This window comes from Paenibacillus sp. 2003, assembly GCF_031455635.1.
Classification (GTDB): Bacteria; Bacillota; Bacilli; order Paenibacillales; family Paenibacillaceae; genus Paenibacillus; species Paenibacillus amylolyticus_B.
Genome location: NZ_JAVDTB010000001.1, coordinates 953,711 through 976,156, shown reverse-complemented (window position 1 = coordinate 976,156; position 22,446 = coordinate 953,711). Strand labels below are relative to the sequence as shown.

The window sequence follows — 22,446 nt, the reverse complement described above, 5'->3', positions numbered from 1 at the left end:
TCTAATGAATTTTGGCTTCGTTAAGCAATTCACTTTTACGGAATAACTGTGGTGATACACCCACATATTGTTTAAAGGCCCTGCTAAAATATACAGGTGTGTTAAAACCTAGCGTCTCAGATATGGACAAAATCGGTGCATCCGTAGACAGCAACAATTTTTTGGCCTCTGCAACTCTTTTCCGTATAACATAATTGCTTATGGTATATCCCGTCGTCTCTTTGAAAGAATGACAAATGTAGTATTTATTCAAATGGAGTGTTTTGGACAATTCATCCAACGAAACATTCTCCGTATAGTTCTGGTTTAAATAATGAAGAACACGGCTTACGCTTGTCTGCTTCTGGGAAGAACATAAAATAGGATTGGCGGATTGCTCACTGGTCGTTTTCCGGTAAATCCGCAGTAGCAATTGGGTAAGACTTAATTTGACCATTGTTTTGTACCCTGTATTTCCTGCCTCCATCTCCTCCTTGATTCCCTTAAATATAGCTGTGATATACTCGCGCTCCTCCGGAGGCCAATGCACCAATAACCCATTGGGATGACGGAATATGGACATCAGATTCTCCAATTGACTGACAGCAAGCATGTCCAAAAGCAATAATTCCGTGAAATTGACAAAACTTCGCTTGTACACGATTTCTCTTGAAGGATTGATTCGGTGGGGCACACCGCCTCTGAATATAAACATATCTCCAGGCAGCGGCTTATATATTCGGTCACCGATTAGAAAGGTTGCATCTCCTTGAATAAAATAATGTATCTCATACCCATTATGCGTATGAACAGGCCATTCATCCTGAAAATTATCTGCTTCTGATCGCACATAAACTTCATTTTCCTGCAAAGCAATATTCGTCGGGGTGTGTATGGTTAGCATCAGTAAAGATCTCCCTTCCCAGAATATAAAAAGCAATATAGTTTAATAATTTACAATGATAGCGCTTTACAATGAATTGTATCACAGTTATTTCGATCTAATCTGAACTATATTGCTGTATTGTTGATCACAATTGTTGAAAATGATTAGAAAGGAATTTACAGGAATTCGAAAGATGGAAACAAAAAAAACCGCTGTCCAGCCCGTAGGCTATCACGCGGTCTATTAGCATTACCTTTCAAACCCATTCATCCCAATGGTTTTCAAGAAAAATGACTTCTTTCTCATAGTGGGCCAGATGACCCTCTTCGACCATCTTCATAAAAGCAACTTCTCCATCAGCCGCACGATCAGTCAGTGTTTTACACATGAAACGGATACGGGATATGACCCAATCCTTCAAATCTGCTGGAACACTCAGCCCGTACGTAGCCATGAATAAGGCAATTCGTTCTTTTCGAATAGTTCCGTGCGCCTGGCTGACGTATGGCATTACACCCTTTCCGTCCATCTCTGGTGAGAAATCTGCGAGTGGAACGGATGTATACAAGACATAGGCGATATCCCACATTCGCGGACCCGGACCCGCCATATCAAAATCAATAATGCCTTGAGGACGGCCATCCTTGTACACCACATTATACGGCGCAAAATCGTTATGACATACAACTTCATCTTCAGTTATGCCTGGATATCTGTTCGTTGATACTGATGTTGTTGTAAATCCAACCGTCGCATCATGGTAACTTCTCAACAGTTTCGCGACTTCAATCAAAGATTCGTCTGACCACATATATTCTTCTAGATCAGGGTAGTCATTGCTTGGAACGATGCCTTCGAGGTAAGAGAGCGTTTCTCTCCCCTGTTCATCTATTCCCAGAAATCGAGGGGCATGATCATAACCAACTTTTTCGAGATGTAAAAGCAATTCAATCACATATGGATTTGGTTTCGCATGCCTGCGAACCGTCTCACCTATTCGGACAACCTGATTCACATTACCTCCCGATAACACTTCCTCCTGCTTGGCCACTTTCATCCCTCCTCAAGCTAAACTTCCTTGTTATGCCCATGATTACGATTTTTCTTATAACTCCCTGGGAATCCCGCGACCAATAGTATGAATCCAACGAAGAACATGAAGTATACGAGTAAACCTGTTGGATGCTCGTTCATCTGAGCAAACTGGGGTACGCTGGTCCCTCCTGAAGCGTATCCTGCTTCTACTATAGCGACAGAGACTCGTGTTGAAATTCTCTCCATCGTTGAAATAAACACACTGCCAAGCATGAGGACTACACCCAAAATCTTGTTAATATTATTCATTTCATGCCTCCTTGATTAACCGTCCACTTTTTATGAGGTTATCTACTAATGTCTTTCGATTCTCTATTCCATATTCCTGCATGTTATATTCACGGTCCGTTCCTGTATCATCATATCAAATAGCGGCGTCATCACTGACGCCGCTGTTGACGCTCTCTGAATAAGTTACGTAGCTACCACTTGGTGCAGATCCATACTATTTTCGAAAAAGGCTGACCGTCCAACATAATACAGATCATACATCTGTTCATTCATATTAATCCGTTGATATACATCTGGATACACATCATTGGCTAACTTCACATAAGGCAGTTTTTGTACCGCTTTTCTGGATCTTATATTCTGCTTGCGTATCTTCATAAATACCGTTTCAATCCCATGTTCCAGAAACAATTCAACAAAAAAGGCTGATTTGGCTCTTTGGCTATACCCATTTCCAAAAAACGGTGATCCGATCCAAGTGGCTAAAAAACCGGTTTGATGCTCAATATGATATAAATCAATGGTTCCAATAGGCTGCCCTGTTTCATTCAAAATCGTTCGGGAAATCACCGTTTTTTGTTCTTCTTCAGCCATCAATTGTTTAGTCAGGAATAGATATTCCTCATACGATTGGCATGCATAACGAACGTAGGGAAAAACTGCGGGGTCCATCATTAAGCTGTACAGTGAATGGCATTCCTGCAAATCACGTTTTTTTAACATTCTGTCTACCACCTAGTCCTTTTAGTTCGCTATATCAAGCAAATTAAGTATATAAAAGCTATTGTGGGATTTAATGAATTCTGTATGTCGCTTATGTAAAATGCATTGGTAAATGTTGTTCAAATTTATCTCCGGGTAGCATAAAAAACGGCATGTCCCTTTTGAAGGAACACGCCGTTTACACGGATACAGATAGACAGTAAACTATTGCATACCCTGCATGATCGCATTAATGATACTTTGCTGAGTCACGGTATTGTTCGAACGGTTAAATAAGGCGAATCCATGTTGACCGTTATGCCCGTTATCCCAATAAACAGGAACCATTTTGTATTTTTTAGCTTTTGCTGTAACTGCTTTGGCATATGCTGCACGATATACATTGTTGGTTGAATCATACGATGTTTTGTCAATTGAACCGAATTCACCAATCACTACAGGATAGCCTTGAGTGACAAATTTATCGTACATGGACTTGAACTGTGATTCCAAGTAATCCTCTTGTCCCCAAGTAGATTTCTTTGCAGGATTCGTAGCCGTTGCACCCCACTGCGTGATATTACCGTTTTCCTCACCTGCAAAATCCCATGGAGAGTAGTAGTGTGCCGAGATCATAATTCTTTTCTGCGAACTAGGAATGGCCGAGGATCTGAAATTATCTGTCGGGAGCACAAAGCCATAATTACCAACGGTGAAGTCAATATTGGTATTCCAACCTGGAATCAGCAACCATCTGGCATTGTTGTTGCCTCCAGTTTGACGAACCGTATCCACAAAGATCTGATTGTAAGCATTCAGGTTGGCGTAATACGCCGAGTTCGGATTGCCATAGTTGCCATCAAAAACTTCGTTCATGGATTCGAAAATAAGGCGATCATTGTAGTTGCTAAACTTGGTGGCAATCTGCTACCACACTTTCTTATATTTTTCCTTAATGGCAGTCTGATTGCCACCATTCACAAGCAGCCATCCACCCTGTACGGAATTATACCCATCACCATGAATATTGATGATGACATACATACCTTCATTGTACGCATAATCCACAACTTGCTGAATTCGATTCAACCATGCCGCATTAATTGTATAATTGGGAGCGCTTCCAATGTTATTCAAATAGGAGATGGGAATACGAATAGACTTGAAGCCCGCAGCTTTCACTTTTTGGATCAGCGCCGGAGTCACCGTAGGATTGCCCCAAGCTGTCTCACTCGGTGTGCCATTTACCGCTGCTTCCAGCTGATTGCCCAGATTCCAACCTGCACCCATCTCAGCCACCACTTGCGAAGCGTCTGCTGCTGATGCTTTGGGGCTCCATCCGGTAAAAGCCACGGCAGCCACTAACACAAGCGCCAAGCTGCTGATGCTGAATTTCTTCCATTTTTTGAACATAACCATACCTCCGCTTATTCTATTATTTTTAACAAGCAGTGCAGTTAATCTATTGATTCAGATTGAATGATTCGAGAATTCGCGCCTCCTTTCCTATCGATCAAACAAATGAAAATTTCGTCTGGCACCAACATAATAACACATATATGGAAAATAAAGCGATATCTTTATTGCTCTTTTTTGACTATTTACTACAAAATAATCCATCTATCCGTTTAATTTAATTGCTTGAATGTGTTCTCTATCAAAATCAATAATCATGATGTGATCGCGCAGGATATTATCTCCGCAAGATATTGTTGCACCGTAGTCGGCTATACTGTTAAATGTGATATCTACACGATAGACTTCAATCTCATTAAACCAATTCTGATGTACTTTTTCCTGAAGTTCATTCTCATAATATTCTCGAAAGACAGTCTCACAAGTTGAAAACCACTTAATGTAGTCTTCTATTTTATCATCAATTGAAACTAACGGTGTATTAGTGGACACATATATTCGGACGTCATTTAAATCCTCATGCTGTATGCAATGTTCAAATATTTGCACTGTATTTTGCAGAGTGTAACACCGGTAACTCTCATCACTCTCTTCTTCAAGCTCAATGAAATCATTTAACAATATGATCTTGCTCCTCTCCATGTATATTAAAATAGCTCATTTAACCACTTTACGAATTTTTCTTTCTCCTCGAACTGTGGGTAATGCGCCGACTCGTTAAATACAACGAAATCTTTGATCGGTGCATCGAGTACTTTGAAATAATCACGTGCTGCATTCGCAGTGGTCATATAATCATATTTACCCGTTACAAAATAGGTAGGAATCTCCAGATGATCAACAATATCAGGTAAATTTTGATCAAATGCTTCCTTCAGTAAGATGTCTTGTGAACTGAACATCCCTGTATAAAAGCGAATCATATCCAGCCCATTGTATTCGGGATTTAAAAGGAATCCTGAAATATAATCTCTATTCTCATGGATGAGCCTGGCTGCACCACCGTACTTTTGCAACAAAATTCTAGGCGTAAGGGCCTTTCCTTGCTCGATCGAGCTGCGAATTAGCTCTAGTTTTTTTACGTCCTCTGCATTACCGGCTTGTTTCGCTTGCTCGTACGTGTACTCCAAACTTTCCAGTTCGCTCTGAAGTGTATTAGCCATCTGTCCAATGCCTATATAAGCGTGAAACTGAGTGGGTGCTTTAGCCGCAGCTTTCATCCCGATGTATGTACCAAATGAATGACCGATTAATATAACCTTCTCTTGACCTAACTCTTTAGATACATAATCCCTTAACGCTAACAAATCATCTACTAATACATCTGTTGTTAGATTTGAGTAATCCTCAAAAAAGTGATAGGACTTCCCACTCCCACGTTGATCATAATGCACCACCGTGAAGTATTGCTCAAGCTCTTTCTGATACTTCCTTACGTATGGAATCTCCGAGCATCCCGGCCCACCATGCACAAAAATCAGGATAGGGTTAGTCCGATCAACACCTCTGATCATGACTTCATGCCCTGTACCGTTAATTTCGACCTGCTCTAACATGCTAATGCTGTTTTCACCTTTAATTTTCGGTGTCCATGTGGGAAATATCAGAGCTACTATAACTATTAAAATAATACTAAGTATGCTGTATTTGAGTGTTTTACGTATTTTTTTGCGCATGTAATGCTCCTTAAATATAAGTTTCATTTGTAATTCTACCAACGGTTCCTTTATCGTAACGGATACAACAATTCAACGGGTTCTATCATCAGCTCTTCTTGGAAGATGTAATTGTGATCGGCTCCTACGATACAGAGGATTCGTTTTCCTGGATGAGCTTCAATTGTATTTTTGACTCTTTGAATCATAATCTGATTACGGACCACCCAGCGAAAGTTCTGTGCCTTCGCGTTTACCTGATGCAACCATTCATACTTTTGTCTGGTTACACGATCGAACTGCTTTGAATTAAAAGGAATCTCGCCAAACTGATACGTCTCCATTTGCTCTGCAAACCAATGATCGTCCCGTTGTTCAAGTTCTTGGCGTTCCACGCCCGAATAACCGTTGAATGGATCAAATGCATTCCACACATCCAATTCAAACCAATCTATAGGGACAAATGGGATGTTATGCTCCTCGCATAAAGGGAAGACCAATTCCCAATACTCACTAGCTGGTTCTCCCCAGTATCCTCTATCATGTTTGTCCTTCAGATACTTCAACCAACTCTGCGGATGAACTTCACCACAAATGAGATCTGGTTTAAACTCAGTAATCACATCCTTGTAAAGGGAAAGGGAACAATGATATCGATCTCTGAGTTCTGGATTATGAATGGTTCCGAGTATCCCAACCGTTGTCATGTGCCCAGCTCCTTTATCATGTGTATATCTTTCGACTCTTTGTCATAAAGTTCTTGATCAATCTCGCTTGCAATCTGACTGCCCTGACTTCTATAAAAGGATACCGCTGATCTCGTCTCTGTGGAGGAGATATACAGATACTGTGCGCCACGTTTCTTAGCCTCTTCACCTAACTCGTTTAGAATACATTTTCCAACGCCTTGTCTTCTGTACCCGCGTGAGACATACATCAAGTCAACTTGTAATTGATTTCGTTCTTTTCCTCTATATTGATGTGCCAGCACACCAAATCCGATTAATTGATCGTCAGCAAACGCGCCATATGCCATGCCACCTTGTTCTAATTCATAGACATATCGATTTTGAATCTCTTTCAAAAGCATCTCATCCCAGTTTGAGCACTCATGATTTTGTTCAAGCTCAACCAATCGGTTCTCTCTCATTTCATAGATGAGATCAATATGTTCCGAGCGATCTATTTCCTGCAGCTGATTCACATCATCAAGGGTCAACATTCTATACGTTATCATGGTCGTTTCCATCCATTCTTTCCTAAGTTATTTCTAAAATCCTATGGCTTTATTGATCGAAGTCTGTATTTATCAAAGACCCTTTTATCGTACAAAATAGTGTATTCCTTGTTCTCTTCAATTAGTTTAGATATATCCATTGGAACGGCTATTGTTCTTTCAAGATTATTAAAATTAATTACAGTCATTTCATTTTCACTAATCTTTTGAACAGTAACTGCTTCAAAAATTGAAGTTCGAAAGGAATCCCATAACAAAATTAAAAGCAATAAAAGTAATAGTGACATGATGAGTCCCTTATTCTTATTCACTAATTCTTTTCATCTCCTTTAGTTTCAAAATAGAGTTTCTCCAACTAAAACTAGCTTATTTTAATTACTGGTAACTCATTCAAATGATTTATTTCAATGGTGTATTTCTTAAGCTCATAGTTCTCAAGTCCATCCCATCTGTCTGAGAAACGATAAAACATATCTCCGAAGTTCATCCCTTCAGGTAATACATCCACAAACTTTATTTCATCAATTTCAGACTCCGGTAAGCTCTCCAGCAATTTAACCTCAGCATAAGAAACCATACCAAAGCTCCCATTCCATTCATATACACCATAAGGTATTAATTCGAAGCGTACTGCCCCTGTCTCTTCATAGAGTTCTCGACTTGCCGTGTGTAAAAGTGTTTCCCCTATTTCTTTGTTGCCTCCTGGGATTTCCCAACCTCCTCTTTTCCTATTTTTGATAATGATGAATTTATGGTTATATTTAGCGATTATCACTGCAAATTTGATTAACTCTGGATCAAGTTCATCTAGATCAAACCATTGGCTCATGTTATCTCTCCCATAAACAACTATTCTTTCAATATATAATTGTTAAACCACTGAAGTGGTAACAAGCTATTATCGGATATAATCGTTGTGAATACCGCAACCAATCCTCGATCTTGGTTAACAAAGATATATTGCCCTCTTCCGCCGCCCATGCCCATAGCATAAAACGTTTTATTTTCAGCGTCTTTGATGAGTTGTTTCGAATTCCACTCCCCATTCTGAGCGTATAACACTCCAAATTTCAGCATATCTTCGAACTTCATTCGCAAACCAAAACCACCGATCGCAATCCCTTGTGAATCCTGGCTGCTCAAGAACAAATTCCGTCCAATTCTTAGATAAAATCATCGCTTCATTCCCTGGATAGTGCAGGCCCGAAGACATCGTTAACAGATGCTTAATCGTCCACTTTATTTCTTTTGATCTCTCTTGCGAGATCATTAAATTCAGTGATATATAACACTCCCTTCTCCTATGATTCAAAGCTCCAATACGGTTATTAACTCATCATGACAGATCTCGCCGTTGTCTACGAAACCAAAGCTTTCATATAATTTTTTCGCGCTGACATTTTCGGGACTATAAGAAATCCAGCAATATTTTGCAGGTCCAGCTGGGTATGTACGAATAAATTCCAAAACTTCTACCATAGCTTGTCGTCCATATCCGCGGTTCTGATATTGATGATCAATCATCAGTCTCAGAATGCAATAACTACTATCCGCGATAGAGGGTAGATCATATCCAGTAATGCCATAGGTAATCATCACAAATCCTACCGGTTGATCGTCCATATATATAGCAAAAGGAAATGGATGACCTCCATTTTGCGAAAGAACATAACATGAGGCTACACTCGACAGATTGGAGGCCACGAATTGCCGTTGATCATCCGAGACCTCCAGGTTAAATATGGCACGACGATTATCCAGCGTAATTTTTCTCAAACTAATCATCTTATCACTTCCTAGTTGTGTTTTGTTCAGCCAGATATTCATCTATCCTACCAAATGCTCTATAACCTTCTTCATATAGATATAATGCTGAGTCTATCATTTTATTTCCAACCTGTAGATCACTTCATCATCTGAATTGGTTCTATTCTCACTAATGAAGGACATGCCCTTATACAAGTTCTGTGCTATTTCATTATCCCGTTCAACCGTTAATGAAATAACCTTGCATACCGGATGCTGTTTTGTAATGTAATCTAGAATGGCTCTTATAGCGCGCTTTCCCATTCCTTTGCCTTGATAGGATTTATCGATTTGAAAACCACCAATCCAGTAATTATCTGTACTATCGGGAGTATAACTCAGATAAAAGAAACCAAATACCTTCCCATCAATCTCAAGTACGTAAGGATCAAATGCTTCATCCCACGGTTTTATATAGGCGTAAGCGATCCCCTCAATAACAGATGGAACTAATGACGCTTGGTGTTCATACAAAGAGATCTTCAGTGCCTCTTCCCAATTCTCTCGTGTGACTGGTTGTATCTTTATATTCACCACTGTATCTCCTCTTTCGATAATCTTTGATTATCTCTAAGGTTCTTTTCACTTTCACTTACAACCACTTCCAAATGATGTTCAATCAACTGTATCGCTTGTTTTTTATTCTTCGTGATTGTTGCAGTCTTATGGTTTTTGTTAATTGTACACATAACTTCTTCTAAATTATATTGATGGTTCCATTTCACAATCATCTTGCATAAGTTCTTGAATGACTGCTTGTAATTCCACGGTTGCAAACCCACTCTGGACAATACAAACCTCTTTATAATCCGATAATCTCTAATGAAAACATTTGGAGCTAATACAAAAATCAAATCCGCTTCCTGGATGGACTTTATGGTCCAATCTTTGCACTGCACTCCTTCTATGATCCAAGCTTCTGAACTGACAATAGATTGGAAGGATTCATCCCTAACACTTTCAGGATATCTCAGATTTTCGGCGCTTCTGTCCCATATGAGATTGTCTAATTCATAGGAAGGAATACCGTATTTATCCGACAATTCTTTGGCTAATGTTGATTTCCCACTACCGCAAGATCCAATAATTCGTATTCTCATACATATTCTTTCTTCAAACATGCATAGAGGACATTATCAACAAATCGATTTTTCCAAATAAAATGTTCTTTCAATATGCCTTCTTCACTGAAACCAATTTTCTCAAGCAACTTTCTTGATCCCGCGTTCTCTGGCTCTACAAATGCTTCAATTCTGTTTAATTCAAGGTTCTTGAATCCATATTCAACGATTTTCTGAGTTACCTCGGTCATGTAACCCTGCCGCCAGAACTCCGGTGCTAACTCATATCCCATCACAGCTTTATAATGTTGTTTCATCCAACCATGAAAGCCGCATGTTCCAATAATTCTGTTGTCCGATTTCAAAGCAATTCCCCAGCGGATAACCTGACCATTCACGAATCGTTCAGTCCATCTTTGTATGAGTTCTTCAGCTTGTTTGGTATTCGTAAAACTTTGTACATCGTAGAATTTTGTAACTTCATCTGAAGAAAAAATTTGAAATATGTCTTGGGAATCACTCTGTTTAATCTCTCTTAACAGCAATCTTTTGGTTTCTAATTCAGGGAATGGAGTCATCATCCATTCACCTCAATGGAGTACACTACTACCTTTTTCCCAATGATATCTACGTCCTTCTCGTGTTTCATGCCATTCTTTTGCGCGACTTTCATAGAACCCACATTGCCATGTTGAATTAAAGATATTAATCTTTTCTGTTTCAAGTGATCCATGCCATATTCTTTCCACGCTTTTGCTTGTTCATATCCGTAACCCATTCCCCAGTATTGCTCTATAACCCAGTAACCAACTTCAAGCTCATCATTGCCTTCAATGATTTGAGGAATCAGTCCAGAGGTTCCAATTAACTTGTTATCCTCTTTATTAAATGCGAGGAACAGCCCTTTATCGTCTTTATTCCAGTTGATGAACTTTTCCAGACTTTGCATGGTTTCTTCCTTGGTCCAAGGTCCTCCATGTCTTATAAATTTCATCATATTTGGCTCACGTGTCATCTCAAAAAGTAAATCAAAATCATTTTTAGTATATTTCCGAAATATAAGTCGTTCTGTCTCTATCATACTTTCATCTCCTTTTTCTTATATTTCTCTTCAAAATCGTTTGTTCGCGATCTATTGTTGATGTGAAAAATGCTTGCCTAATTTCTTCTCGAAATACTTCTTTATACCGATGTCTTCCGATCTGATCAAAACGCGCTTGAACTCGCTCTACGTGTTCTGACATCTGATTTTATATTTTTCTCAATCTCTTCGTATTGTTCAAGGGTGTCGTATTCCCACATCGCAAAAATTTCACTGGTTTCATCATCGATTGGTGTATGCCATCTTCCAATAAGTCTTGATCCGTATTTCAACTGGGATGGCAGCAAAACATCATTAAATAGAGCATTAAACTCTTCTACAAAAGAAGTCGCAATAACATAGGTTTTTCTCCTATATATCATCCTCTGTACCTCCTTATGAGTATTAGAAACAATACACTTATCTCGTCACAATTCCCGATGTAATTTTCAGGTTTGGAGCGTAAGTTAACCATGAGTTTTCATTAAACTTCCTAGCAAATACACTCTCTGCTTCATATTCTCTATTCGCTTCTTCTGAATTCAGTCCTCTTTCCATCAAATGAGTAACACCTTCATGTCTGTCATTCGGTTCTTGTCCCAGTCCTTCTTCTTTTAATGCATGAAAAAGCTTTTCCTTATCCGAATCTGCCATGTGTTGATCTAAGAAGTTAACCTTGTCACTCACCCGGCATTCTACATTTCTCAAGCCAAGTTGGCTAAGCAGGATTGGAATCTTCATACCGATATTTCCGTCTTTACCATTCCGTTTGGTATCCTCCTCGAACAATTTTTGGAGAACACCAAGCTGAACAATCTTGGATTGTTCAAGTCCATGTAATTCATAATTTGACATATTAGCGATCCAATGAGGTTCAAAACATATGATTCTACCTTCATCTACTACACTGTCAATCATCTTCTGAAGAATGGTGTTAGGCTCTGTTGTATGTAATAAGAAGGCATGACTTATCGCAATATCGTATTGACGTTTCACTTGCACTGTTTCAATGTCATCTACTATAAAAGTCGTTTGATAAGAGGTCTTTGAGAAAATCTCTTTGGCCTGCGTAATCAATTCCTTACCTCTGTCTAATCCGGTATAGGTTGATCCCTCGGGTAATAAAGGAAGCAGTTTCAAGCCGAGATAGCCATATCCACACCCATAGTCGATAATATCTACTGAATTTTCAATATTCCATACACGTTGAACCAGAAACTCAAGATAATCATCGTTATAATAAAGCCATCGCGTATTTCTCAGATATTCAATCTGGTCATCCCAATAATACTCAGACAAGGTGAAATCCCTCCTTCATAAGATGTAATCGTATTCATAAACATTCAAATATTATAGGAGATTTTCACTCACATCCTGGTTGAAGAGCTATTGAGCAGAACCCTCATAGAATGCCTATCATATGTATTAAAATTTCCGTGCAGCATATGTAATGACAATGTATTCCGCTCCTCTATATCGTTACTATAAAACTAAGCATTCCAATTACTTACATAATTGTACTACGAAAATATGGGAGGGTCTATCCAACCTTAGCAGCTAACCCCACGCGCCTTTATCACCAGACCGATAGTTAATACTTGTAGTTGCCAATAAACTAGAGAAAAATGATAAACTGATCTTAGTATACAGGACATATTGTAGGGGATATATTTTTCACACCAACGCAGTACATTTATTTTATCTGCGTATATTTGCTTTATATTTTATGATTGGGAGGTCAACATAATGGATTTGGTAAACAAATTTTTAAATGGATTAAGAGCAGCATTATCACCAGAAGAACTTGAGGAACTGAAAACAGCGAGCGGTGCTACAAAAGAAGATATAACTACATTAAGATCAAAATATCCAAATTGTCCAGAATCACTCATCGTTTTACTTGAAAATATTGATGGTACATATTGGAGGAAGTACGGAGAAAAAGAAATTACGGTTTGTATTCTTGGCTCAGATGTTGAAGAAGGTAGATATCCATATTACTTACTGTCTACCCAACAAATGCTCGAAAGTTCAAAAAATGAAGAAGACGTCTCTTATCTTTTAGAATACGAAGATGAAGAGGATGCCGTTGACTCTAAGATCAATCCTGAGGGGCTTCTTCCAGGGAAATATATTCATTTTTCAGACTGTATGAACAATGGTGGAACATCCAGACTTTATATTGATTTTAATCCTACTGATGGAGGTGTACGTGGTCAAATCATTCGCTTTTTGCACGACCCTGACGAATACGTAGTGATTGCAAACAGCTTTGACGAGTATTTACAGGGGCTTGTTGACAGTGGTTTTGTTTTTCTAAACGAAGAAGAGTAATTTCGGTAGGCTTGTATAAAGTTGCACATAAACTTGTTGAGATGAATAAAGAGACAGCTTTTTCGCTGTCTCTGTTACAATCTATCATACAAAGTGACGAGGTACGGATTATTTCAATCGATATTTCTCATTATTTATAATTTCACTTACTATTTCAGGTAGTTGTTCTTCCGTAAAATGATTAGTATACAGCTTGTTATCTACTCTCAGATCCGGATGATTTTCAAACGCATCCAGCAAAAGCACACTTCTTTCTTTCATTTGATGTTCCTCTGCTCTTAGAAGGTCTCTATGAATAACGGTTTGACGATCAACCATCAATACAACATAGATTATGCGAACATGATAGTCTGCCAATTCTGTCATTAATCCATCAATGTCTTCCGGAAAGGCCACATAATCCAGCACTACATCGTATTTATAATCCAATAAGTTTTTCACCAGACTAGATATATTTTTCCAAGTTAAGTCGTTTGTATCCTTATCAAGCCAGGGTTTACCTCGCCCTTTGACCGGAAAGTGACTAACCGCATCTCCAGAAATGTAGGCACTTTTATCTAAAGTCTGAACTAGCAACTTTGAAGTTGTAGATTTCCCTACTCCAGGGGGGCCGGATATAATGTATAGGTTTTTACTCATTCTGAATTCTCCTTACAATATCTTTTGGAAACTTCCAATATCCAGCTTTCTATCAAATTTATATCCAATCTCTTTAAACAGAGCACATTGTTCATAACCATTTCTCTCAAATAATGATTTACTTCTTGTATTCTCCATGCAAATCGTCGCAATTAAGGTATGGAATCCTTGTTCTTTTGCAATCTTCTCAATAAAACGTAGTGCTTGTTTACCCAAGCCTTTTCCCAAAATATCGGGCTTTAAATATATGGTGACCTCACCGCAAATGTCATATGCCTGTTTACTCTTATACTGGGTTATCAGAACATAGCCCATCATTTGATTGTTTTCAAAAATTACGTAAGTTTTATACCGTGTATCTTTGTTCATCACAGAGGATTTAATCTGATCAAGATCTAATTCCTCCGTATGAAACGAAATCGTTGTATTCATTACATAATAGTTATAAATCTCTCTAATTTCAGGGAGGTGCTGTTCGGTTACCTCTTCAAAAGTCACAGTCGTCAATTAGGTTCCATCCTCTTCTGTTCATTTTCTTCAAAATAATTTCGATGATTTCACTAGTCTCCAGATGATCGGTAATAATGCGAGTTTGAAATTTTTCATCCTTGAAAGCTTCAACACACTTTGGTGCTTGTTGATACTGCCAGCCTCCATATTTATCTCCGCGTTTAGCCAAACGATGATAAATCGTCTCTTCTGTAGCCATTAGGCAAAAATGATAAATGTCCTGATCGATCTCTTTCAACCCATTATAGATGTAATTAAAGTTTTCCTCTTTATAGATGGTCATGGGGACAATTAAGTGTTTGTTGTATTTCTGCTTTACTTCTTTAGCCGTCTTTACGGTTAGAATTTTCCACAGATCGATATCTTGAAAATCATCCGTACATTCCCTTTCCTCTCTACAATTCTCTGGAAGAAGTTTTCTCAGCATATACCCTATTTCTTCAGGATCGTAGATCATGCTGTTAGGAATTAAGGGCTGAAGTGCTTCTGCTGCAGATGTTTTTCCCGAACCAAACGCTCCGTTAATCATGATGATCATTTGATCACTCCACTTCTATTCAATGAAATTTTTCAATAGAAACCAGATTCTTCACATACAATTTCATCCATTATAAATGTTTTCCTTCCACTTTTGTGTTACAAAATGGCCAAAAACATGATGAACTCCCATTGGGTCAACCCAACGGGAGTTCATCATAGTGCATTATTTTTCAATCAGCCTTAAGCTTGTTAATGTATTTCCAAGTAATCGATGTACATATCCCATGTCCCGTCATCGGCTGTTACAACCAACTCAATGACCTGATTTCCCGTTCCATGGCTGATATTATTCAGGGTATAGACCGCTGGTGAACTCCCGCCAAAGTAAAAGGTCCCCTTGGTCTGTCCGCCAATCTTCAAATCCACTCTAGCCATGTTGGCATTGTTTGAAGCTCCACGAAGCGAGAAATTATGAGTGCTCGTTGCAAAATTCTGAGTGTATTTAACCAAATCATTGTTGGCATAAAGGACCACGCCATTGAAAGGAGAACTGATATTGCCGGTGTATTGTCCACCTTTGGTCATATTCTCGGCTTCTACTTTTGTTGACGTACCTGGGGGATTGGTGGTGCCGCCATCAGGAGCGACTGCCCGACCTGTCGTCGGTGAAATCATGCCGGAGCAAAGGCCACGATTCTTCAGATTTTGTGCAATCTGTGGAATGGCTTGAAGTGTCGTCTGGTACTGATCATGCATTAGAATGACGTCACCACTTTTCATCGTGTTCACAGCCGCCACGATCTGGGCTGCGCTGGCACCATTCCAGTCTTGGGAATCCACGTTCCACAGTACTTCCTTCAGGCCGTTTTGGCTCACAACGGATTTCAAGGTCGCATTTGTCGCACCGTAAGGAGGTCTGAACAGTTTAGGTGAACTTCCGGTAATGGACTGGATCGTCTGCTGTGTCCGAGTAATCTCTGACGACATCTGAGAACTGTTTAATGTAGTCATGTTTGGATGTGTATAGGAATGATTTCCAATCCACATCCCAGCTGCCACCTGTGCAGTAACCAGAGATTTATTATTTTGTGCATTTTGTCCAACATTGAACATCGTTGCCCGTAAGCCCGCCTGCTTCAACGCGTTAAGCATGTTTGTTGTATTTCCAGATGGGCCATCATCAAACGTCAGACCTACATAACCATTCGGACAACTTGCATCTGCAGCACGAGCATTAGGCACCCCTGGAATAGAAAACAAGGTACCGAAAAGTGCGAGAGATATTACCACCTTTGCCAGCTTTACTTTGAACATAAAATTACCTCCTCATAATATATTGACAGCATAATACCTTCTACACTCCCTCTCTTTATCGAACTTTTACCCCTTGAAAAAAGCGCTTTCAAAAGTATGCAAACCGCTACGTCTTTTCTCATAGAAAAGAACTTTAGTTCAAGGTGAGTTCAGTATAAACGATAAGTTTATTTAAAGTAAATTGAATTTTATCCAAAATGTTCTATTTTTTTCGCATGTTCTAGAATCGCCTGTTGTACATCTCCCGTCTAGCACTCTCCTGTGTAAAAATGTCCTCCGGGGGTGCCATGCGCTTCGGGAGTGTACGCCCTGCAATAATTTCTTTTGTAGCCTGCATAAGCTGAGGACCAAGCAGCGGGTTACATTCCACCACAGCGTTGATTTTCCCACTGGCTAGAATTTCAAGTGCTTTGCGGGAGCCGTCCACCGAAACAATGATAATGTCCTCTCCCGGCTTCAACCCAGCTTCTTCAATCGCTTGTATGGCGCCAAAAGCCATTTCATCATTATGGGCAAAAAGAACCTGCGGCCGTTCGTCTTCCGGGACCTGAAGGAATTCTTTCATCACTTGTTTGCCGTTGTCCTCCGTAAAATCGGCAGGAGCACTTTGTGAGAAGATGATATCTGCTCTGGTTTCGAAAATGCTTCTAAAGCCCTCGCCACGCTGGATAGAGGGTGTAGAACCACTCGTGCCTTGCAGTTCGGCAATCCGTATCCAACCCGGATGATTTCGCATCCGATCCTGAATGTACTTCCCGGCCTTCACACCTTCCTCATAAAAGTCCGATCCAATCGTTGTCACAAAAAGTGAAGTGTCTTTAACATCAACTGACCGGTCTACGATGATCACAGGTATACCTGCATCCCTGGCCTCCTGAAGAATACCATCCCAGCCCGATTCCACGACCGGTGCAATGGCAATGACATCCACCTTTTGCCTGATGAACGACCGAACAGCCTCGAACTGTTTCGTCTGAGACTGTTCTGCATTTTTTATTACAAGGGAGATTCCCGATTCTGCCGCAGCATTCCGGATAGACGTGGAGTTTGCCAGACGCCAGGCACTCTCTCTACCCAGTTGAGAAAAACCCAAGACAATCGGTTTCGTAGAGGTATCCCTTGCTACCGCTGATTCCATCCATTCCTCAACAGATGGGAGAGTTTCCAAGTTGTTAGACGAGATGGGAGGAGACACAGATTCAGACTCAGGTGTTGTACAACCGACAAGCAGCAGTAGCAGTATGAACAAATACAACCCGATCACATGTCTTCTCATTCACGCATCTCCCATCTCCATGTTAGTCTCTGCTGCCACCGATGCAGAGCACATCTAGTTATACAATTGTGTCGGTATTTGTGTGCAATTTCATTTCATTCGATCCACTTAATGCAGTGATTTCGAGGATACTCGCCGCCCGCTAAGCAGTCGTTGGAATAAAATAAAAACAAACAACATTAGGCCAATCACAATCTTGGTCCACCATGAGCTTAGCGTGCCTTCGAAGCTAATTATAGTTTGGATAGCCCCCTGGATCAATACACCAATAAAGGTTCCCGCCACATACCCCACACCACCTGTTAACAAGGTGCCTCCTATTACAACAGCGGCGATGGTATCGAGTTCAAGACCCATGGCGTGTAATCCATAACCGGATAACATGTAAAAGGTGAAGACAACACCGGCAAGCGCGGAGCACAAACCGCTGAACGTGTACACCAGGATTTTGGTACGTGCAACCGGCAGTCCCATAAGCAGCGCGGATTGCTCGCTTCCGCCGATGGCGTAAACGTTGCGCCCGAACCGGGTGTAATGTGCCAGGTAGATCGCGAGCAGTACAATGACCAGAGCAATAATCACATTAATGGAGACAAAGCTGCCCCCTGGCAGGGAAATTTTCGCCTGCGCAACCTGTGTGTAAAATGGATTTGTAATGGTAATGGTGTCGAGACTAATGACATAACACAGCCCCCGCGCCAAAAACATGCCTGCCAGTGTCACGATGAAAGGCTGAATTTTAAAATAGTGGATGATCGCCCCCATGACTGTGCCAAAGAGCGCACCCATGACAAGCACCATCGGTATAACGATCGCAGGCGACCACCCTTGCTTCTCGACCAGACTTGCGCTAATGATGGTCGTCAGCGCAATGACAGAACCAACCGACAGGTCGATTCCTCCCGATACAATCACAAAAGTCATGCCAATCGCCGTGATAATCAGAAATGCGTTATCAATGAGAAGATTAAGCAATACCTGTGTGGAAAAGAACCCTGTATACCGGAAAGAGCCTATAGCAAACATCACGGCCAGCAAACCGAAGGTGACAAGGACCGGGAGATACTTACGATTAAGAAACATGGCGGTTAACCCCCTGTTCGGCTGGAAACTTCCGTTTTTTCCAACGGATCACCATGGAATTGCGGAATGAATCGGATTGAATCAAACATACGGCCAGTACAACAAAGGCTTTGACAACCAGTGTAACTTCTGGCGGGACGCCAATCATATAGATCGTCGTTGTTAAGGTTTGGATAATGAGTGCTCCAACGACGGTACCCATTAGATAGAAACGACCACCATTGAGCGAAGTACCCCCGATGACTACCGCAAGAATGGCATCAAGTTCATACCATAGACCTGCGTTATTTCCATCCGCACTGGATACATTCGAGCTGAGAATAAGCCCGGCAATGCCGGCACACAGACCACAGAAGACATATACCGTGAGAATAACCGTTTTTGAACGAATACCTGCCAGTTGGCTCGCGTTTGCGTTACTTCCAACCGATTCAATAAACAGTCCAAGTGCCGTTTTTCTTGTCAACAATGAGGCAACAAGCAGCACAGTTAATACGATGAAGATGGAAAAAGGTAATGCTGCAAGCGAACCTGCCCCGATATAGGTGTAGTTCGCGTTGGATACCGTAATAATCTGTCCACTCGTAATTAATTGCGCAATCCCACGTCCGGCTACCATCAGGATAAGCGTTGCAATAATGGGCTGGATTCGGGCAACCGAAACCAGCGCCCCGTTCCATATGCCCAAGATCAGTGAGAGACCTATAGATAATCCAAGTGCACCCAACACAAGCCAGAGCGAACTCTGATCCACTCCTCTGCTGATGCTCATACAAGCCACAGCACCGGAGATCGCTACAATGGAGCCCACGGACAAGTCGATACCTCCGGTCGCAATCACCAGTGTCATACCGATCGATACCAGAATTAAAGGCGCTCCAAAATTGAGAATATCAATCAAGCTGCCATACAGATTCCCTTCACGCATGACGAGGGAGAAGAAATCCGGAGAGTACAGCAAATTAAAGATTAAAAGTAAACCAAGCATACATAACGGCCAAAACAAATGATGTTTACGCATCTTGCCCGCCATCTCTTTAACCTCCTGCCATTGCTTTCATGATTTGCTGTTGATGGATCTGATCCCCGCTAAGTTCTTTCACTTTTTTGCGGTCCCGGATTACGGCAATCCGGTGGCTGACACGAATCACTTCTTCCAGCTCGGACGAAATGAACAGCACGGCCATGCCCTGCTTCGACAGAGAGAGCACCAGCTTCTGTATCTCAGTCTTTGCACCGATATCAATTCCACGCGTAGGTTCATCGAGAATCAACAGATCGGGGTTCATCAGCAGCCACCGTGCAAGCAACACCTTTTGCTGATTACCGCCGCTCAGATTTTTAATTAAATGCTCCGGGTTTTTCGGATGGATATTTAACAGGTTGATGTACTTTTCGGCGATCTCATCCTGTTTCTTGCGTGAGATTGGTTTGGACCAACCTCGTGTCGCTTGTAAAGCCAGAATAATGTTCTCCCGAATGGTCAAATCATCAATTATGCCTTCGGTTTTACGGTTCTCGGAGCAAAAAGCAATATTCTGATCAATTGCATGACGCGGCGACTTGACCGTACTTCCTGTATCTACAACGAGCAGCTTGCCTACATCTGAACGATCTGCACCAAAGAAAAGGCGAGCGATCTCGGTACGACCAGACCCCAATAACCCAGCCAAGCCCACGACTTCTCCCTTGCGAATGTCCAGATCAAAAGGCTCAATTGCTCCTTTGCGTCCAAGTGCCTTAGCGGTAATTAACAGTTCTCCCGACTCCGCCTGGGCAGCATCCGCTTCCTTCGGAAGTTCCTCAAGCACCTCGAGCTCCTTGCCGATCATCTTGAGAACCAGTTCCATGCGTGGAAGTTCTGCGGCTATGTACTCTCCTTCCAATTCCCCGTTACGGAGCACCGTTAGACGATCCGACATTTCGTATACCTGATCAAGAAAATGAGTAACAAAAAGAATTGCGAGACCTTCACTCTTTAATTTGTGCATAATACGAAACAGTTGCTGAACCTCATTTTTGTCCAGACTGGATGTGGGTTCATCCAATATGAGCACTTTTGCCGAGATGCTGAGTGCTCTTGCAATTGCAATCAGTTGTTGCATCGCGACCGAGTAGGTCTGTAAAGGAGCCTTAACGTCGATGGACAGATGTAATCTGTCTCGCAGAAGGTTCTCCGCATCTTTGTTCATTTGCTTCCAATTGATTTTGCCAAATCGCATCGGTTCCCGCCCGATGAAAATATTCTCAGCAACCGTTAAGTTTGGGCAGAGATTAACCTCCTGGTAAACGGTACTGATTCCCGCCTTCTGTGCTTCGAGCGGACCGGAAATGGAAAGTTCGCGATGACCCATCGTTACCGTTCCTTCATCAATGGAATAAACGCCCGTCAGAACTTTAATAAGCGTCGACTTCCCCGCTCCGTTCTCACCCATCAAGGCATGAATCTCGCCCGGAAACAAGCGAAAGCTGACGCTGGACAGCGCTTTAACCCCGGGAAATTGTTTGGTGATGCCTGTCATTTGCAAAATGGGTGCTTGCTCGGCCATATAACCCTCTCCTTTGTTATGGAAAAAAGTCATTTAGCGACAGCCTGGTCGAAAAATGACTTTTCGGTGTTATACGAATCTGCTTTTAATATTCGCGTGTTGGCAATGCTTCTTTGGCTTGCTCCGATGTGAAGGTCGTCTCATCCGTAACGATTCGGGGTTCGATGTCTTTCCCGTCTACTACCGATTGAACCGCTTCCATTAATTGAGGTCCTAACAACGGATTACATTCAACGATAAAGTTGATTTTGCCATCAGCAGCAGCCTGCATCCCATCCTTCACGGCATCCACAGAGATAATGGTAATATCTACGCCTGGTTTCAATCCTGCCGCTTCAATGGCCTGAATTGCACCAAGTGCCATATCGTCATTATGTGCATAGAGAACATCTATTTTTTTATGTGCTTTGAGGAAAGCTTGCATGACTTCCTTGCCTTTGGCACGTGTAAAGTCACCCGATTGTGAAGCAATTACTTTAAGCTTCGAATTGGAAGCTATCAATTCCATAAAGCCCTCTTGACGGTCATTCGCTGGTGCGGAGCCTGTTGTACCCTGCAGCTCAACGATATTGATCTCGTCTTGTGTGTCCTTGTATTGGTCACTCAGCCACTGACCTGCTTTGCGTCCTTCTTCTACAAAGTCGGAGCCAATAAAGGTTTTGTAGAGCATTTTATCCGGCGAATCCACAGCACGGTCCGTCAAAATCACGGGAATGCCTGCATCCTTCGCTTCCTTCAATACGGTATCCCAACCGGATTCTACAACAGGGGAAAAAGCAATCACCGTTACCTTCTGCTGTATGAAGGATCGCAATGCTTTAATTTGATTTTCCTGCTTCTGCTGCGCATCGGAGAATTTCAAGTCATAACCCGCTTCTTTGGCTGAATCCTGAATCGACTTGGTATTCGCCGAACGCCAGCCACTCTCCGCACCAACCTGCGAGAAACCAAGCGTAATTGTTTTGGCGCTGGCAGGTGTACTGCCATTCCCACTCGTTGAAGTTTCATTATCGGAGCCTGCTCCTCCATTGGTACTGCTACATGCCGTGCTGACCAGCATCACCATAGCCAATGTTATGGCAAGTCCCCACTTTTTTTTGGTTCGCATGTTG

General features: G+C 41.4%; 27 protein-coding genes and 1 pseudogene. 1 reads left to right on the top strand and 27 read right to left on the bottom strand.

Annotated features, from left to right (window positions below):
* Position 1: 1 nt before the first annotated feature.
* The 18 genes and pseudogenes from J2X75_RS04630 to J2X75_RS04545 all read right to left on the bottom strand — a co-directional run bounded on the left by J2X75_RS04630 (position 2) and on the right by J2X75_RS04545 (position 12,448).
* On the bottom strand, positions 2–883 hold the full coding sequence (locus tag J2X75_RS04630; RefSeq protein WP_310334582.1) for a helix-turn-helix domain-containing protein: 882 nt from the start codon (positions 881–883) through the stop codon (positions 2–4).
* A 238-nt stretch (positions 884–1,121) separates the two neighbouring features.
* Entirely contained in the window at positions 1,122–1,922 is an 801-nt protein-coding gene (locus tag J2X75_RS04625; protein WP_310334581.1) for a phosphotransferase, read from the bottom strand.
* An 11-nt stretch (positions 1,923–1,933) separates the two neighbouring features.
* The gene (locus J2X75_RS04620) at positions 1,934–2,209 is read right to left on the bottom strand and encodes a hypothetical protein (protein ID WP_310334578.1); all 276 of its coding nucleotides are present in this window, start codon (positions 2,207–2,209) and stop codon (positions 1,934–1,936) included.
* Positions 2,210–2,374: 165 nt separating this feature from the next.
* Complete coding sequence (locus J2X75_RS04615; protein WP_307537419.1) at positions 2,375–2,914, bottom strand: GNAT family N-acetyltransferase; 540 nt, start codon at positions 2,912–2,914, stop codon at positions 2,375–2,377.
* A gap of 204 nt (positions 2,915–3,118) precedes the next feature.
* A pseudogene (locus J2X75_RS04610) lies at positions 3,119–4,183 on the bottom strand (glycoside hydrolase family 5 protein).
* Between the two features lie 330 nt (positions 4,184–4,513).
* Positions 4,514–4,930: a hypothetical protein gene (locus J2X75_RS04605; RefSeq protein ID WP_310334575.1), complete on the bottom strand. Its 417-nt coding sequence runs from the start codon at positions 4,928–4,930 to the stop codon at positions 4,514–4,516.
* Between the two features lie 26 nt (positions 4,931–4,956).
* Entirely contained in the window at positions 4,957–5,985 is a 1,029-nt protein-coding gene (locus tag J2X75_RS04600) for an alpha/beta fold hydrolase (RefSeq protein ID WP_310334573.1), read from the bottom strand.
* A 50-nt stretch (positions 5,986–6,035) separates the two neighbouring features.
* Positions 6,036–6,671 carry a hypothetical protein gene (locus J2X75_RS04595; RefSeq protein ID WP_310334570.1) on the bottom strand — a complete coding sequence of 212 codons (636 nt, stop codon included), beginning with the start codon at positions 6,669–6,671 and terminating at the stop codon, positions 6,036–6,038.
* Positions 6,668–7,201: a GNAT family N-acetyltransferase gene (locus J2X75_RS04590; protein WP_310334568.1), complete on the bottom strand. Its 534-nt coding sequence runs from the start codon at positions 7,199–7,201 to the stop codon at positions 6,668–6,670. Before J2X75_RS04590 ends, J2X75_RS04595 begins: the two co-directional genes overlap by 4 nt.
* 361 nt (positions 7,202–7,562) lie before the next feature.
* Complete coding sequence (locus tag J2X75_RS04585) at positions 7,563–8,030, bottom strand: NUDIX domain-containing protein (protein ID WP_310334566.1); 468 nt, start codon at positions 8,028–8,030, stop codon at positions 7,563–7,565.
* Positions 8,031–8,050: 20 nt separating this feature from the next.
* Positions 8,051–8,344, bottom strand: a complete 294-nt coding sequence (locus J2X75_RS04580) for a serine hydrolase domain-containing protein (protein ID WP_310334564.1) — start codon at positions 8,342–8,344, stop codon at positions 8,051–8,053.
* A gap of 165 nt (positions 8,345–8,509) precedes the next feature.
* The gene (locus J2X75_RS04575) at positions 8,510–8,986 is read right to left on the bottom strand and encodes a GNAT family N-acetyltransferase (RefSeq protein ID WP_310334562.1); all 477 of its coding nucleotides are present in this window, start codon (positions 8,984–8,986) and stop codon (positions 8,510–8,512) included.
* A 96-nt stretch (positions 8,987–9,082) separates the two neighbouring features.
* Positions 9,083–9,541 (bottom strand): GNAT family N-acetyltransferase, encoded by a 459-nt coding sequence (locus tag J2X75_RS04570; protein ID WP_310334560.1) that lies wholly within the window; start codon positions 9,539–9,541, stop codon positions 9,083–9,085.
* Complete coding sequence (locus J2X75_RS04565) at positions 9,538–10,107, bottom strand: P-loop NTPase family protein (RefSeq protein ID WP_310334558.1); 570 nt, start codon at positions 10,105–10,107, stop codon at positions 9,538–9,540. Before J2X75_RS04565 ends, J2X75_RS04570 begins: the two co-directional genes overlap by 4 nt.
* On the bottom strand, positions 10,104–10,646 hold the full coding sequence (locus J2X75_RS04560) for a GNAT family N-acetyltransferase (RefSeq protein WP_310336647.1): 543 nt from the start codon (positions 10,644–10,646) through the stop codon (positions 10,104–10,106). The genes J2X75_RS04565 and J2X75_RS04560 overlap by 4 nt, the downstream gene beginning before the upstream one ends.
* On the bottom strand, positions 10,646–11,149 hold the full coding sequence (locus tag J2X75_RS04555; RefSeq protein WP_310334556.1) for a GNAT family N-acetyltransferase: 504 nt from the start codon (positions 11,147–11,149) through the stop codon (positions 10,646–10,648). The genes J2X75_RS04560 and J2X75_RS04555 overlap by 1 nt, the downstream gene beginning before the upstream one ends.
* 125 nt (positions 11,150–11,274) lie before the next feature.
* Positions 11,275–11,532, bottom strand: a complete 258-nt coding sequence (locus J2X75_RS04550) for an NIPSNAP family protein (RefSeq protein ID WP_310334555.1) — start codon at positions 11,530–11,532, stop codon at positions 11,275–11,277.
* Positions 11,533–11,569: 37 nt separating this feature from the next.
* On the bottom strand, positions 11,570–12,448 hold the full coding sequence (locus J2X75_RS04545; RefSeq protein WP_310334554.1) for a methyltransferase domain-containing protein: 879 nt from the start codon (positions 12,446–12,448) through the stop codon (positions 11,570–11,572).
* Between the two features lie 447 nt (positions 12,449–12,895).
* Here J2X75_RS04545 and J2X75_RS04540 point away from each other — a divergent pair, with 447 nt between their 5' ends.
* Positions 12,896–13,483, top strand: a complete 588-nt coding sequence (locus tag J2X75_RS04540; protein ID WP_105598297.1) for an SMI1/KNR4 family protein — start codon at positions 12,896–12,898, stop codon at positions 13,481–13,483.
* Between the two features lie 108 nt (positions 13,484–13,591).
* Here J2X75_RS04540 and J2X75_RS04535 read toward each other — a convergent pair whose 3' ends face one another.
* The 9 genes from J2X75_RS04535 to J2X75_RS04495 all read right to left on the bottom strand — a co-directional run bounded on the left by J2X75_RS04535 (position 13,592) and on the right by J2X75_RS04495 (position 22,442).
* Complete coding sequence (locus J2X75_RS04535; RefSeq protein WP_310334553.1) at positions 13,592–14,122, bottom strand: P-loop nucleotide/nucleoside kinase family protein; 531 nt, start codon at positions 14,120–14,122, stop codon at positions 13,592–13,594.
* Between the two features lie 12 nt (positions 14,123–14,134).
* Positions 14,135–14,620 carry a GNAT family N-acetyltransferase gene (locus J2X75_RS04530; RefSeq protein WP_310336646.1) on the bottom strand — a complete coding sequence of 162 codons (486 nt, stop codon included), beginning with the start codon at positions 14,618–14,620 and terminating at the stop codon, positions 14,135–14,137.
* Positions 14,610–15,170: an AAA family ATPase gene (locus J2X75_RS04525; protein ID WP_310334550.1), complete on the bottom strand. Its 561-nt coding sequence runs from the start codon at positions 15,168–15,170 to the stop codon at positions 14,610–14,612. The genes J2X75_RS04530 and J2X75_RS04525 overlap by 11 nt, the downstream gene beginning before the upstream one ends.
* 191 nt (positions 15,171–15,361) lie before the next feature.
* Positions 15,362–16,426, bottom strand: coding sequence for a polysaccharide deacetylase family protein (locus tag J2X75_RS04520; protein ID WP_310334549.1), 1,065 nt, complete (start codon positions 16,424–16,426; stop codon positions 15,362–15,364).
* A 220-nt stretch (positions 16,427–16,646) separates the two neighbouring features.
* The gene (locus J2X75_RS04515; RefSeq protein WP_310334548.1) at positions 16,647–17,702 is read right to left on the bottom strand and encodes an ABC transporter substrate-binding protein; all 1,056 of its coding nucleotides are present in this window, start codon (positions 17,700–17,702) and stop codon (positions 16,647–16,649) included.
* Between the two features lie 108 nt (positions 17,703–17,810).
* Entirely contained in the window at positions 17,811–18,785 is a 975-nt protein-coding gene (gene yjfF, locus J2X75_RS04510; protein WP_091017081.1) for a galactofuranose ABC transporter, permease protein YjfF, read from the bottom strand.
* Positions 18,775–19,818 carry an ABC transporter permease gene (locus tag J2X75_RS04505; protein WP_310334546.1) on the bottom strand — a complete coding sequence of 348 codons (1,044 nt, stop codon included), beginning with the start codon at positions 19,816–19,818 and terminating at the stop codon, positions 18,775–18,777. The genes yjfF and J2X75_RS04505 overlap by 11 nt, the downstream gene beginning before the upstream one ends.
* Before the next feature lie 4 nt (positions 19,819–19,822).
* The gene (locus J2X75_RS04500) at positions 19,823–21,334 is read right to left on the bottom strand and encodes a sugar ABC transporter ATP-binding protein (protein ID WP_310334544.1); all 1,512 of its coding nucleotides are present in this window, start codon (positions 21,332–21,334) and stop codon (positions 19,823–19,825) included.
* An 85-nt stretch (positions 21,335–21,419) separates the two neighbouring features.
* Positions 21,420–22,442, bottom strand: coding sequence for an ABC transporter substrate-binding protein (locus J2X75_RS04495; protein ID WP_310334543.1), 1,023 nt, complete (start codon positions 22,440–22,442; stop codon positions 21,420–21,422).
* Between the last annotated feature and the right edge of the window lie 4 nt (positions 22,443–22,446).

Excerpts from the sequence above, each read along its gene's own strand:
- J2X75_RS04630 (WP_310334582.1), bottom strand. The coding sequence starts at position 883 with ATGCTAACCATACACACCCCGACGAATATTGCTTTGCAGGAAAATGAA.
- J2X75_RS04625 (WP_310334581.1), bottom strand. The coding sequence starts at position 1,922 with ATGAAAGTGGCCAAGCAGGAGGAAGTGTTATCGGGAGGTAATGTGAAT.
- J2X75_RS04620 (WP_310334578.1), bottom strand. The coding sequence starts at position 2,209 with ATGAATAATATTAACAAGATTTTGGGTGTAGTCCTCATGCTTGGCAGT.
- J2X75_RS04615 (WP_307537419.1), bottom strand. The coding sequence starts at position 2,914 with ATGTTAAAAAAACGTGATTTGCAGGAATGCCATTCACTGTACAGCTTA.
- J2X75_RS04600 (WP_310334573.1), bottom strand. The coding sequence starts at position 5,985 with ATGCGCAAAAAAATACGTAAAACACTCAAATACAGCATACTTAGTATT.
- J2X75_RS04595 (WP_310334570.1), bottom strand. The coding sequence starts at position 6,671 with ATGACAACGGTTGGGATACTCGGAACCATTCATAATCCAGAACTCAGA.
- J2X75_RS04590 (WP_310334568.1), bottom strand. The coding sequence starts at position 7,201 with ATGATAACGTATAGAATGTTGACCCTTGATGATGTGAATCAGCTGCAG.
- J2X75_RS04585 (WP_310334566.1), bottom strand. The coding sequence starts at position 8,030 with ATGAGCCAATGGTTTGATCTAGATGAACTTGATCCAGAGTTAATCAAA.
- J2X75_RS04575 (WP_310334562.1), bottom strand. The coding sequence starts at position 8,986 with ATGATTAGTTTGAGAAAAATTACGCTGGATAATCGTCGTGCCATATTT.
- J2X75_RS04565 (WP_310334558.1), bottom strand. The coding sequence starts at position 10,107 with ATGAGAATACGAATTATTGGATCTTGCGGTAGTGGGAAATCAACATTA.
- J2X75_RS04560 (WP_310336647.1), bottom strand. The coding sequence starts at position 10,646 with ATGACTCCATTCCCTGAATTAGAAACCAAAAGATTGCTGTTAAGAGAG.
- J2X75_RS04555 (WP_310334556.1), bottom strand. The coding sequence starts at position 11,149 with ATGATAGAGACAGAACGACTTATATTTCGGAAATATACTAAAAATGAT.
- J2X75_RS04550 (WP_310334555.1), bottom strand. The coding sequence starts at position 11,532 with ATGATATATAGGAGAAAAACCTATGTTATTGCGACTTCTTTTGTAGAA.
- J2X75_RS04540 (WP_105598297.1), top strand. The coding sequence starts at position 12,896 with ATGGATTTGGTAAACAAATTTTTAAATGGATTAAGAGCAGCATTATCA.
- J2X75_RS04535 (WP_310334553.1), bottom strand. The coding sequence starts at position 14,122 with ATGAGTAAAAACCTATACATTATATCCGGCCCCCCTGGAGTAGGGAAA.
- J2X75_RS04525 (WP_310334550.1), bottom strand. The coding sequence starts at position 15,170 with ATGATCATCATGATTAACGGAGCGTTTGGTTCGGGAAAAACATCTGCA.
- J2X75_RS04520 (WP_310334549.1), bottom strand. The coding sequence starts at position 16,426 with ATGTTCAAAGTAAAGCTGGCAAAGGTGGTAATATCTCTCGCACTTTTC.
- J2X75_RS04515 (WP_310334548.1), bottom strand. The coding sequence starts at position 17,702 with ATGAGAAGACATGTGATCGGGTTGTATTTGTTCATACTGCTACTGCTG.
- yjfF (WP_091017081.1), bottom strand. The coding sequence starts at position 18,785 with ATGTTTCTTAATCGTAAGTATCTCCCGGTCCTTGTCACCTTCGGTTTG.
- J2X75_RS04505 (WP_310334546.1), bottom strand. The coding sequence starts at position 19,818 with ATGGCGGGCAAGATGCGTAAACATCATTTGTTTTGGCCGTTATGTATG.
- J2X75_RS04500 (WP_310334544.1), bottom strand. The coding sequence starts at position 21,334 with ATGGCCGAGCAAGCACCCATTTTGCAAATGACAGGCATCACCAAACAA.
- J2X75_RS04495 (WP_310334543.1), bottom strand. The coding sequence starts at position 22,442 with ATGCGAACCAAAAAAAAGTGGGGACTTGCCATAACATTGGCTATGGTG.